Origin of the sequence: Halostella litorea, assembly GCF_004785955.1 — an archaeon.
Taxonomy (GTDB): domain Archaea; phylum Halobacteriota; class Halobacteria; order Halobacteriales; family Natronoarchaeaceae; genus Halostella; species Halostella litorea.
The window spans coordinates 777,446-789,457 of record NZ_ML214300.1; the positions used below are offsets into that span (position 1 = coordinate 777,446).

Consider the following 12,012-nt stretch of genomic DNA (forward strand, 5'->3'; position numbering starts at 1 on the left):
GGGTCGGTCGCGCGATGCCGGTCGAACGCGCCCGGGACGGGGACGCCACCCCCGCCGCGAGCACACCCTACGCGCGTTTTTTCAGAAGGACGGTCGCGCCGCTCGTCGGCTTCGGTGAGACGACGCCCGGACGAGCGGCCGCTGGCATTACCGTACCAACGGTAACGGGAGGACTTAGGGCTTGTGCCGCCCGCGAATCCTGCCTCGGCGGGGCCGAGTTACCGAGCCCCACGCGAGGGTCTGTCACAATCAACAAGAGATATATGGCTCACGGGCGGATACTCTCGCGTATGAGACACATCGGACTCAAACTCCGGATGGCGTTCGTGGGCACCATCCTGTTCGCGTTCTACGCGCTCGTGGCGGGCTTTGCCTTCACGCTCGGCGTCCCGCTGTGGCTGGTGCTCGTCGGCTCCGTCCTCTTTGCCGGCTTCCAGTACAAGCTCGGCAAGTGGATGGCGCTGCGCAGCGTCGGCGCAGAGGAGATGGACGAACAGCAGTATCAGGAGATCCACAAAATGGTCGACGGCATCTGCTTCGAGATGAACCTCGACAAGCCGAAGCTGATGGTCGCCGACATGGGCGTCCCCAACGCCTTCGCCACGGGCCGGCGCGGCGCGGGCGTCGTGGTCGTCTCCAGCGAACTCATCCGCATCCTCGAACGCGACGAACTGAAAGGCGTCATCGCCCACGAACTGGCCCACCTCGACAACCGCGACGTGGTCACGATGGTGCTCGGCCAGTCTATCGCCTCCATCGTCGGCATCGCCGTCCAGTGGACGATCATGCTCACCGGCGACAACGACATCGCCGACTTCGTGCTCGGTTACATCGCTGGCATCCTCACGCAGATGTTCGTGATGCTGTTTGTGCTCGCCATCTCGCGGTACCGCGAGTACGTCGCCGACAGCGACGCCGCCCAGCACATCGGCGGCGGCGAGCCGCTGGCCCGCGCCCTGGAGAAGATCCAGCGCGGCGCCGAGGGCCGCGAGAGCCGCGTCGGCGACGACGTGAGCGCGCTCTGTATCTTCGACTCCGAGCGCGGCCTCCTGAAGTCGGTTCTCGCGACCCACCCGCCGGTCGAGAAGCGCATCGAGAAGCTCCGGAGTTACTGAGGACGCCGCCGGGGAACCCATCCGACTGCGGGACGTTTCCCCCGAAGCCATTTTACTGGCCCCCGACACACGTTCGGGTATGGTGGATATCCACTCGGGCCAGCGCGTCGCGATGCTCGCCGACGCGCAGAACCTCTATCACTCCGCACAGAGCCTCTACAGCCGGAACATCGACTACTCCGAACTGCTGAACAAGGGGGTACAGGACCGCGAACTCGTCCGCGCGATCGCGTACGTCATCCGCGCGGACTCGCCGGAGGAGGAGTCCTTCTTCGACGCGCTGACGGACATCGGCTACGAGACGAAGATAAAGGACATCAAGACGTTCAAGGACGGGTCGAAGAAGGCCGACTGGGACGTCGGCATGTGTCTCGACGCGGTGACGCTGACGAACCACGTCGACACGATCGTCCTCTGTACGGGCGACGGCGACTTCTCGCGGCTCTGCTCGCACCTGCGTCACGAGGGCGTCCGCGTCGAGGCGATGGGGTTCGAGGAGTCGACCTCCGACGAACTCGTCGACGCCGTCGACGCCTTCATCGACCTGAGCGAGCGCCCCGACACGTTCCTGCTGTAAAGGGTCGCCCTCCGGTACTTCGCGTCGTCCGGTTCAGACCGGGCGGCCGTCGCCGGCCGTCCCGACGAGCAGCGCGCCGGCCGCCATCCCGAGCGACGCGATCGCGGCCGGAATGAGTAGTGACGTGTCCCGCAGTGCGCCCGTCGCCAGAAGCACGACGCTGCTCACGACCAGCAACACGGCCCCAAGCGCGACTTTCTTCGTATCCATTGTACGTAGGGATCGGCACCGAACGCTTATAGTTTTCTCTACCGGTCCGCGGGGGTAGCGTGGTAACGACTCACGAACCCCGGCCGCCGTGTCGAAGGGCTTTCGAGGGCGTGTGTCGAACTGGGCGGCAATGAGCGACGACGCGGGCGACCTGGTCCGACTTCGGACCGTCGCCGACTACCAGTTCGGTCGCGGGGCGGGGCGGGCGCTGTTCCCGGCCGACGAGGAGCTACGGATCAAGCGCACGACCTCCGGCCGGCCACAGCAGGTCGTCGCCGACGAGGGGCGGGTCGTCTCCCACGGCATCGACGGCCGGTTCACGCTGGGGATCGCCGGCGGGCGGCGGCTCGCGGCGGGGCTGGACGCGCCGGCGGCGCGGGTCGTCGTCGGCGACGAGAGCGAGCCGTTCGTCCGCGAGGGCCGCAACGCCTTCGCGAAGTTCGTCGACGAGGCGGACCCGGCCGTCCGCCCCGGCGACGAGGTGCTCGTGGTCCACGAGTCGGGCGACCTGCTCGCGGTCGGCCGCGCGGAACTGGCCGCCGACGCGATGGTCGCGTTCGGGAGCGGGATGGCGGTGAAGGTGCGGGAGGGCGCGGGCGAGTGACGTTCGTCAGTCTTTTCTCGGAGTAACGCGACCCTCCGGGTATGTTCGGAGGCGGCGGCGGGGGCCTCAATCCCCGCAAGATGAAGCAGATGATGGAGCAGATGGGCATCGACTTCGAGGAGCTGGAGGCAAACGAAGTCATCATCCGCACCGACGACGGCGACCTGGTGTTCGACGACGCCGAGGTCACCCGGATGGACGCCCAGGGCCAGCAGACCTACCAGGTCGTCGGCGAGCCCGAGACCCGCGAGGCCGGCGCGCTCCCGGAAGACGGGAACGAGGCCGACGACGGCGACGACGGCGGCGTCCCCGACGAGGACGTCGAGATCGTCGCCCAGCGGACCGGCGCCAGCGAGGCGGCGGCCCGCGAGGCCCTGGAGGAGAACAACGGCGACCTCGCCGCGGCCGTCGACAGCCTGGAGTGACGGTCGTCCTCGTCCACGGCGACCGGGAGTACCTGCGCGACCCCGGCGAGGAGCTCCAGACGGACCTCGGCGTGCTGGAGGTCCCCGAGGACGTCTCACCGGGCGACACCCTCGAAACGCACCTCGGCGACGAGTTCCACGTCCGCCGCCTGCGCGGCCCCGACCTCTTTCATCACCTCGAACGCACCGGCGCGCCGATGGTGCCCCGCGACGTCGGCCGGGTCCTCGGCGAGGTCGGCGTCGAGGCCGGCGACCGCGTGCTCGACGCCGGCACCGGCACCGGCGTGCTCGCGGCGTACATGGGCCGGATCGGCGCGGACGTGCTCACGTTCGAGCGCGACCCCGAGTTCGCCGAGGTGGCCCGGGGGAACATGGCGACGGCGGACGTGTCCGACGCCGTCGAGGTGCGGGCCGGCGACGTGACCGAGGGCCTCGACGACCTCGGGCCGTTCGACGTGGTCACGCTCGACACCGAGGACGCCCCGACCGTCGTCGAGCGCGCGCCCGACCTGCTCGCGCGGGGCGGCTTCGTCGCCGTCTACTCCCCGTTCGTCGAGGACACCCGCGAGGTGGCCCGGACCGCCGAGGACGTCGGCCTCGGCGACGTCCGCACGCTGGAGACGATCGAGCGCGAGATGGACTTCGACGACCGCGGCTCCCGCCCGTCGACCGCCGGCGTCGGCCACACCGGCTACCTGACCGTCGCCCGGAACGACTAGAGGTCCGCAAGCAGCGACGGCGGGTAGACGACCTCGTCCCGCTCGGCGAAGGCGGCGGGCTCCTTCCAGACGACGTCGAACGCCTCCCCGAGCTCCGGCTCCTCGGCCTCGAAGCGGTCGAGTTCGTACGGCCAATCCTCCACGATGTCGGCCTCGTACAGCCGCCAGATCTCGTGACCTTCGGTCCCGTCGAACGTGAACGTCCGCTCGTAGGTGTCGACCGACCGGACGCCGGTCAGTTCGACGCCGAGTTCTTCGCGGAACTCCCGGCGCACGGCGTCCCGGCTGTGTTCGCCGAACTCGATCGCGCCGCCGACCGGCCGGTAGAAGGTGTAGTCCTCGGCGGGGTCGTAGTGCTCCGCAAGCAGGATCCGGCCGTCCCGCCGGACGACGGCCAGGGCGACCGGACGGACGTCTCGCCAACTCATGGGCTTCGCGGATAGACCGACGTTCGACAAGTAGCTGTCCGTTCGGGACGGCGGACGTGAGGAGAGGGAGGTCGTCAGTCGTCGGACGAGGCCGCAAAGCCCGGCGAGTCCGCCGCGGCGTCGACCGTCGCCGCCTCGGGCGGGGACTCGCGGACGTCGTCGGCGCCCTCCTCGGTGATGACGCGGTGGTAGGCGTCCGGCATCACCACGGCGAACCGCTCGACGTACTCGTCCCACGCGTCCAGGATCGCCGCGCCGCGCTCGCTGCCGGTGTAGGCGACGTGGTTCTCGATCAGGCGGCGGAGCATCCGGCGGTCCTTCTCGGACAGCGAGTCGGAGACGCTCACCATCCCGGTGTTGGCCTTCTCGGCGAAGTCGCCGTCCTCGTCCAGCACGTAGGCGACGCCGCCGGACATGCCGGCCGCGAAGTTCTTGCCCACGTCGCCGAGCACGGCGACCGCGCCGCCGGTCATGTACTCGCAGCCGTGGTCGCCGACGCCCTCGACGACGGCTTTCACGCCGGAGTTGCGCACCGCGAAGCGCTCGCCGGCGACGCCGTTGACGTAGGCCTCGCCGTCGGTCGCGCCGTACAGCGCGACGTTGCCGACGCAGACGTTCTCCGCGGCGTCGTAGGCCGCGTCGTCGGGCGTCGTCACGGAGAGCTTCCCGCCCGAGAGGCCCTTGCCAACGTAGTCGTTGGCGCTGCCGGTCAGGTGCAGCGAGACGCCGCCCGCGAGGAACGCGCCGAAGCTCTGCCCGGCGGTGCCCTGCAGGTCGACGTTCACGGTGTCGTCCGGCAGGCCGGTCGTGCCGTGGCGCGAGGACACCTCGTGGGACAGCGTCGCGCCGACCGCGCGGTCGACGTTCGACACGTCGGCGACGAGTTCGACCGGCTCGCCCGCGTCGAGGGCGGGCTCGGCGGCGTCGATCAGGTCCCAGTCGAGCGCGTCGTCGACCTCGTGGGTCTGCTCGCGGACCTTCCGGCGCTGGTCGCCGTCGGGCTCGGCGAGCACGCCCGAGAGGTCGACGTTGCGCGCCTTCGGGTGGTCGACGTCGTCGCGCTGGGCGAGCACGTCGACGCGGCCGACCATCTCGTCGACCGTCTCGAAGCCGAGTTCGGCCATGATCTCGCGCAGTTCCTGGGCGATGAACGTCATGTAGTTGATGACGTGTTCCGGCTCGCCGGGGAAGCGGCTGCGCAGTTCCTCGCGCTGGGTGGCGACGCCGACCGGGCAGGTGTTCTTGTGGCACTGGCGGGCCATCACGCAGCCGCTGGTGACCAGCGACGCCGTGCCGAACACGTACTCCTCGGCCCCGAGCAGCGCGCCGACGGCCACGTCGCGGCCGGTCTTCATCCCGCCGTCGACGGAGACGCGGATGCGGTCGCGCAGGTCGGTGCCGACGAGCATCTGGTTGGCCTCCGCGAGGCCGAGTTCCCACGGCAGGCCGGCGTTCTTGATCGAGGTGCGCGGGCTCGCGCCGGTGCCGCCGTCGTGGCCGGAGATGTGGACCACGTCGGCGTTGGCCTTGGCGACGCCCGCGGCGATGGTGCCGATGCCCGCCTCGGAGACCAGCTTGACGTTGATGTCGGCGTCCGGGCTGGCCGCCTTCAGGTCGTGGATCAGCTGTTTCAGGTCCTCGATGGAGTAGATGTCGTGCAGCGGCGGCGGCGAGATGAGGCCGACGCCGGGCGTCGCGTGCCGGACGTGGGCGATCATCTCGTTGACCTTCATCCCGGGGAGGTGGCCGCCCTCGCCGGGCTTTGACCCCTGGGCCATCTTGATCTGCAGTTCGTCGGCGCTGGTCAGGTACGACGAGGTGACGCCGAAGCGGCCGGAGGCGACCTGCTTGACGTTGCACTCCTTCTCGGTGCCGAACCGCTCGGGCGGCTCGCCGCCCTCGCCCGTGTTGGACTTCGCGCCCATGCGGTTCATCGCGATGGCGTTGTTCTCGTGGGCCTCCGGCGAGATGGAGCCAAGCGACATCGCGGCCGTCGAGAACCGCTCGACGATGTCCGCGACCGGTTCGACCTCCTCGACGGGGATCGACTCGCGGGAGTCCGTGTCGAACTCCAGCAGCCCCCGCAGGGTCTGGAGGTTCTGGTTCTGGTCGTTGATCAGGTCGGCGAAGTCGAGGTACGTGTCGTAGTCGCCCTGCCGGACCGCCTGCTGGAGCGTGCCGACCGTCTCGGGGTTCCACTGGTGGTGGATGCCGTTCGACCGGTGCTCGTACTCGCCCTGGCGCTCGATGTCCGCGCCGTCGAAGGCGTTGCGGTGGCGCTCCTCCAGGTCGGCCTCGATATCCTCGATGCCGATGCCGCCGGTGCGGGCCTCCGTGCCCTCGAAGTACTCGGCGACGAAGTCGTCGTCGAGGCCGACCGCCTCGAAGATCTGTGCGCCCTGGTAGCTCTCCACCGTGGAGATGCCCATCTTCGCCATCGTCTTCAGCAGGCCGTCCTCCAGCGCGCCGACGTACGCCGCGACGGCGTCCTCGACGTCGGCGCCGTCCTCGCCGGCCACGACGTCGTCGATGGTCGCGAACGCGAGGTAGGGGTTGACGGCGTCCGCGCCGTAGCCCACGAGCGTCGCGAGGTGGTGGACCGCCCGCGGGTCGCCCGACTCGACGACGATGCCGGCGTGGTTGCGCAGGCCGTTGCGGACGAGGTGGTGGTGGACGCCGGCCATCGCCAGCAGGCTGGGGATCGGGACGCGGTCGGGGCCGGTCGCGCGGTCCGAGAGGACGACCACGTCGTTGCCGGCCTCGATCGCCTCGCGGGCCTCGTCGCGGACGCGCTCGACCGCCTCGCGCAGGTCGCCGTCCAGGTCGTACGTGATGTCGACCGTGACGGAGGAGAGGCCGTTCGCCGAGAGGTTGCGGATCTCGGCGGTCTCGGCGTCGGTGAGCACCGGCGAGTCGACGACGAGCTGGCGCGCGTGGTCGGCGGACTCGTCGAGCAGGTTGCGCTGGAAGCCGAGCCGCGATTCGAGGCTCGTCACCAGCTCCTCGCGGATGTAGTCAAGCGGCGGGTTCGTCACCTGGGCGAACAGCTGCTTGAAGTAGGTGAACAGCGGGCGGTTGAAGTCCGACAGCACCGACAGCGGCGTGTCGTCGCCCATCGAGCCGACGGGGTCTTTCCCCTGTTTCATCATCGGCTCGATGATGTTCTCCAGTTCGTCGTGGGTGTAGCCGTACGCCGACTGGTAGGCGCGCAGGTCGTCGACGCTGGTGCGGGGCTCGCGGTCGTTTGCGTCGGCCACCTCGTGGAGGTGGACCTGCTCGTCGTCGACCCACTCGCCGTAGCGCTCGTCGACGAGGTCGTCGAACACCTCGGCGTCCGGGATGACCCGGCCCTCCGAGGGGTCCGCGAGGAACAGCTGACCCGGCTGGAGGCGGCCGCGCTCGCGGATCTCCGAGGGGGGCGTTTCGAGCGCGCCGGCCTCGCTGGCCATCACGAGCGTGTTGTCGGTCGTCACGTCGTAGCGGCAGGGGCGCAGCCCGTTGCGGTCCAGCACCGCGCCGACCCGCTCGCCGTCGGTCGCGGCGACGAGGGCGGGGCCGTCCCACGGCTCGACCAGCGACGCGTGGAAGTCGTACCAGTCCTTCCGGTCGGGGTCCATCGCGTCGTCGTCGCGCCACGCCTCGGGGATGAGCATCCGGAGCGCGTGGGGGAGGTCCCGGCCGTCCTCCATCAGCAGTTCCAGGGCGTTGTCGACGGAGGCGGTGTCGGACTGCTCGGGGTCGTTGATGATCGGCTTCAGTTCCTCGATGTCATTGCCCAGCGTCTCCGATTCCAGGTCGGTCTCGCGGGCGCGCATCCAGTTGATGTTGCCCTGGATGGTGTTGAACTCGCCGTTGTGGATGATGTTCCGGTAGGGGTGTGCGAGGTGCCACGCGCCCAGCGTGTTCGTCGAGAACCGCGCGTGGACCATGACGAACGTCGACCGGACGCGCTCGTCGGAGAGGTCGGGGTAGTAGCCCGCGACCTGGTCGCCCTTGAGCAGGCCCTTGTACACGAGCGTCTCGCGGTCGAGCGAGCAGACGTAGAACCGCTCGTGGCCCGGCGGCCGCTCGTCCTCGACGCGGTTCTCCAGCGCCCGGCGGCCGACGTACAGCGCGCGGTCGAACGCCTCGACGTCGAGGCCGTCGGGCCGGACGAAACACTGGGTCACGTCGGGCTCGGAGTCGACCGCCGTCGCGCCGAGGTCGGCGTTGTCCGTCGGCACGTCGCGCCAGTGGAACACGTCGACGTCGTGCTCGGCGAGCGTCGCCTCGACGAGGTCCTTCAGGCCGGCCGCGGCGTCCGCGTCCTGCGGGAGGAACAGCGACCCGACGGCGTACGTGTCGGGGAGGGAGACGTCGAGTTCGTCGGCGAAGAAGTCGTGTGGCGTCTGGAGGAGGACGCCGGCGCCGTCGCCGGTCGACTCCTCCGCGCCGGTCGTGCCGCGGTGTTCGAGGTTCTCCAGCAGTTCGAGGCCGTCGGCGACGACGTCGTGGCTCGTCCCGTCGTCCAGATCCATGACGACGCCGACGCCGCAGTTGGACCGCTCGTCGGTCGGGTCCGCGAGTCCCTCGGTTCGTTCGGGGGATACCTGCCCGTGGTGGTCGGTCATACCGCTGAGTGTCGGCTGCTCCAATAAGAGGTTGTTCCTAAATCGTTAAGTGGACCATAGTCCCATACTAGGATATATAATGCATATATCCGGACGATCGCCGGGCGGCCATGGGGGGATCGTTCGAACTCGTTACTCCGAAATAGATTCCGTATCGGAACCGGAGATCTGAATTCGGGCAGAACTGATCATTTATTCTCCGTCGTTCGGGACGGATCTCGAACGGCTCCCTCGACACCTTTCGTGAACGAGTATCAAGGGCCGCCCGGCCGTCCCGACTGGAGGGTCCGGCGCATGAGGTCCGCGTGGATGTCCCGGTCCGGTTCGTCGGGGTCGGGCTCCCGGGGGACGTAGCTGCCGTCGGGCTGCATCACCCAGGCGTTCCGGTTGTCGGCGAGCGCCAGGTCGAGGAGGCGGTCCAGTTCGTCCTGCAGGCGGGGGTCGTCTATCGGGACGACCGTCTCGACGCGGTTGTCGAGGTTGCGCGTCATCCAGTCGGCCGAGCCGACGTAGTGCTCGGGGTCGCCGCCGGCGTGGAAGCGAAACACCCGGGAGTGTTCGAGGAACCGCCCGACGATGCTGTACACGTCGACCGTCTCGCTGACGCCCGGCACGCCGGGGCGGAGCCGGCAGATGTCCCGGACCACGAGGTCGATGTCGACGCCCGCCATCGAGGCCTCGTACAGCTCCCGGACTATCTCGGGGTCCTCCAGCCGGTTCATCTTGGCCGTGATCCGCGCCGGCTCGCCGTTGCGCGCCCGCTCGGCCTCCGCCCGGATCAGGTCGACGAACCGCTCGCGCATGTTCCCCGGCGCGATGAGCAGCGACCGGTACTCCTCGTGGAGGGAGTGGCCCGTGAAGTAGTTGAACAGCTTCACGAGGTCCTGGCCCACGTCCCGGTCGGCCGTGAGCAGCCCCAGGTCCTCGTACGTCTTGGCCGTCTCCGAGTGGTAGTTGCCGGTGCCGACGTGGGAGTAGAGCCGCACGCCGTCGGCCTCCTGGCGGACGACCAGCGAGGTCTTCGTGTGGGTCTTGTAGCCGATGGTGCCGTACGCGACGTGGATCCCCTCCTCCTCGAGGCGCTTGGCCCAGGCGAGGTTGTTCTCCTCGTCGAACCGCGCCTTCAGTTCGACCATCACCGCGACCTGCTTGCCGTTCCGGGCGGCCTCGATGAGGCTCTCTATCACCTGCGAGTCGCTCGCGGTCCGGTAGATGGCTGCCTTGATGGCGAGCACGTCGGGGTCGCGGGCGGCCGCCTCCAGGAACCGCTGAACGGTGGCGTCGAACGAGTGGTAGGGGTGGTGGACCAGCACGTCGTCGCGCCGTATCTCGTCGAAGATGTCCCCGTCCGGCGCGCCGCGGTCGGGCAGCCGCGGATGGGGCTGGGGCGTCCACTCGTCGGCCTTCAGGTCCGGGCGGTCGAGGTCGGCGATCGCGTCGAAGTCGCGGAACTCGAGGGGACCGTCGAGGCGGTACACCTCGCGGTCGTCCAGGTCGAGCTGTCGTTTGAGTATCGACAGCGCCGCCTCGGGCATGTCGCGCTCGACCTCCAGGCGGACGACCGTCGCGAAGCGGCGCTCCTCTATGACCTCCTCGACCATCTCGATCAGGTCCTCGGCGACGTCCTCGTCCCGACCGACCTCCGCGTTGCGGGTCACCCGGAAGAGCCCGGTGTCGACGACCGTCACGTCGGGAAAGAGGAGATCGAGGTTCGCGCGTACCACCTGCTCCAGCGGGACGTACCGGTCGTCGTCGACCTCGACGAAGCGGACCTGGTTGCGGGGGATCTTCACCCGGGAGAACGTGAGGTCGGCGCCCGGGGACTCGCGCGTGAGCACGGCCAGCGAGAGGCTCTGGTTCGAGATGAAGGGGAAGGGGTGGGCCGGGTCGAACGTCAGCGGGGTCAGCGTCGGCAGGACGGACTCCTCGAAGTGCGCCCGAAGCTCCGCCCGCTCCTCGGGCGCGAGGTCGGCGTGGTCGCAGATCTCGATGCCTGCGGCGGCGAGCGCCGGCCTGACGGCCTCGCGGTAACACTCCGCCTGCCGCTCGAACATCGGCCGCGCTGTCTCCAGCACCTCGGCCCACTGCTCCTCGGGCGTCCGCCCGTCGGGCGTGGGCTCCGTGATGCCGGCGGCCACCTGCTGTTTCAGGCCGCCGACCCGCTTCCGGAAGAACTCGTCCATGTTGCGCGTGAAGATGGCGAGGAACTTCACGCGCTCCAGCAGCGGGTTGTCGCCGTCGAGCGCCTCCGCGAGCACCCGCCGCTGGAACGCAAGTTCGCTCAGCTCCCGGTTCAGGTAGTACTCGGGGTCCGAGAGGTCGACGGCGGACGGGTCGGCCGGCCGGGCGACGTCACCCGGATCGGGAGCCGCCGGGTCGCTCTCGGTCGCCGGGTCATTGGCGTCGGCAGCCGAGTCCGTCGGCCCCTCGTCGCCCGCAACGTCGGCCCCCGTTGCCTCGCCGCCGGATCCGCCGTCCGCGGGCTCGGCGTCGGCGTGGCGTTCCTCGCTCATCGGGGCGTCGCCTCCAGCGAAGCCGGGGAGATCACCTTCTCGTCGCAGCGCGCCTCGTACGTCCGCCGGGCGGGCACGCTGACGAACTCGTCGCCGTAGAAGTCGTACGCCGTCAGCCGCCCGCCGTAGACGCAGCCGGTGTCGAGCCCGACCGCCCCGTCGCTCTCGAACGGGGCGTCGAGGACCGTGTGGCCGAAAAACACCCGCGGCGGGCCGGCGTACCGCTCGAACCAGAACGGTCCGTCGTACCCGTTGCCCGGCGGCACCGAGCGCCGCGTCAGCAGGTCGTCGATCCCGTGGTCCGCAAGCTCCCAGCGGGGGTCGACGCCGCCGTGGACGACCAGCGCGTCGTCCCAGGACAGCGCGACCGGGAGCCCCTCCAGATACGCCACGTCGTCGGACGTCAGGTCGGGGAGGCGGGCGTCGCCGCGCAGCAGTTTGTCCTCGTTGTTCCCGCGGACGCTGACGGCGTTGGGCGCGGCACGGACGTACCGCAGGACGCCCGCGCTGTCGGGCCCTTTCCGGACCAGGTCGCCGACGAACACGAGCAGGTCGTCGTCGCTCGGGTCGACCGCGTCGACGAGCGCCTCCAGTTCCCGGAGACAGCCGTGTACGTCGCCGACGACGTAGATGTCGTCCCACCGGTCGGGGTCGATGCGCCTGTGTCGCTCCGCGGTCTCGCCGTCGAATTGAACTGTCGTCATTGCTGGGTCCCTTCGCCGGCGCGGTGCCCCGCGGCCGCGCCGGCGGCGTTGCTCGTGACAACCCCCGGAGACTGTTAGGTCCTTTATATTACTCCACCGTACCAGTC

General features: G+C 69.5%; 10 protein-coding genes. 5 read left to right on the forward strand and 5 right to left on the reverse strand.

The window, feature by feature from the left end:
- The first annotated feature begins 290 nt into the window (after positions 1 to 290).
- Together EYW40_RS04050 and EYW40_RS04055 are read left to right on the forward strand one after the other, a co-directional pair.
- Entirely contained in the window at positions 291 to 1,115 is an 825-nt protein-coding gene (locus EYW40_RS04050; protein ID WP_135820323.1) for a M48 family metalloprotease, read from the forward strand.
- Positions 1,116 to 1,194: 79 nt separating this feature from the next.
- A complete protein-coding gene (locus EYW40_RS04055) occupies positions 1,195 to 1,692 on the forward strand; it encodes a LabA-like NYN domain-containing protein (protein WP_135820324.1) in 498 nt (165 codons plus the stop codon).
- Between the two features lie 33 nt (positions 1,693 to 1,725).
- On the opposite strand, the gene EYW40_RS19835 is transcribed toward EYW40_RS04055, so the two are convergent.
- Positions 1,726 to 1,902: a hypothetical protein gene (locus EYW40_RS19835; protein ID WP_202614424.1), complete on the reverse strand. Its 177-nt coding sequence runs from the start codon at positions 1,900 to 1,902 to the stop codon at positions 1,726 to 1,728.
- 130 nt (positions 1,903 to 2,032) lie between these two features.
- Between EYW40_RS19835 and EYW40_RS04060 the strand changes: the two genes are divergently transcribed.
- Genes EYW40_RS04060 through EYW40_RS04070 form a run of 3 tightly spaced genes read left to right on the forward strand, consistent with a single transcriptional unit; the run spans position 2,033 to position 3,650 of the window.
- A complete protein-coding gene (locus EYW40_RS04060; RefSeq protein ID WP_135820325.1) occupies positions 2,033 to 2,506 on the forward strand; it encodes a PUA domain-containing protein in 474 nt (157 codons plus the stop codon).
- Positions 2,507 to 2,547: 41 nt separating this feature from the next.
- On the forward strand, positions 2,548 to 2,931 hold the full coding sequence (locus tag EYW40_RS04065) for a nascent polypeptide-associated complex protein (protein WP_135820326.1): 384 nt from the start codon (positions 2,548 to 2,550) through the stop codon (positions 2,929 to 2,931).
- Positions 2,928 to 3,650 (forward strand): methyltransferase domain-containing protein, encoded by a 723-nt coding sequence (locus tag EYW40_RS04070; RefSeq protein WP_135820327.1) that lies wholly within the window; start codon positions 2,928 to 2,930, stop codon positions 3,648 to 3,650. Before EYW40_RS04065 ends, EYW40_RS04070 begins: the two co-directional genes overlap by 4 nt.
- Here EYW40_RS04070 and EYW40_RS04075 read toward each other — a convergent pair.
- The 4 genes from EYW40_RS04075 to EYW40_RS04090 form a co-directional block, all read right to left on the reverse strand.
- On the reverse strand, positions 3,647 to 4,078 hold the full coding sequence (locus EYW40_RS04075; RefSeq protein WP_135820328.1) for an NUDIX hydrolase: 432 nt from the start codon (positions 4,076 to 4,078) through the stop codon (positions 3,647 to 3,649). The genes EYW40_RS04070 and EYW40_RS04075 overlap by 4 nt on opposite strands.
- 74 nt (positions 4,079 to 4,152) lie before the next feature.
- A complete protein-coding gene (gltB, locus tag EYW40_RS04080; protein WP_135820329.1) occupies positions 4,153 to 8,688 on the reverse strand; it encodes a glutamate synthase large subunit in 4,536 nt (1,511 codons plus the stop codon).
- A gap of 254 nt (positions 8,689 to 8,942) precedes the next feature.
- Complete coding sequence (ppk1, locus tag EYW40_RS04085) at positions 8,943 to 11,201, reverse strand: polyphosphate kinase 1 (protein WP_135820330.1); 2,259 nt, start codon at positions 11,199 to 11,201, stop codon at positions 8,943 to 8,945.
- A complete protein-coding gene (locus EYW40_RS04090; RefSeq protein ID WP_135820331.1) occupies positions 11,198 to 11,905 on the reverse strand; it encodes a metallophosphoesterase family protein in 708 nt (235 codons plus the stop codon). Before EYW40_RS04090 ends, ppk1 begins: the two co-directional genes overlap by 4 nt.
- Positions 11,906 to 12,012 lie beyond the last annotated feature (107 nt).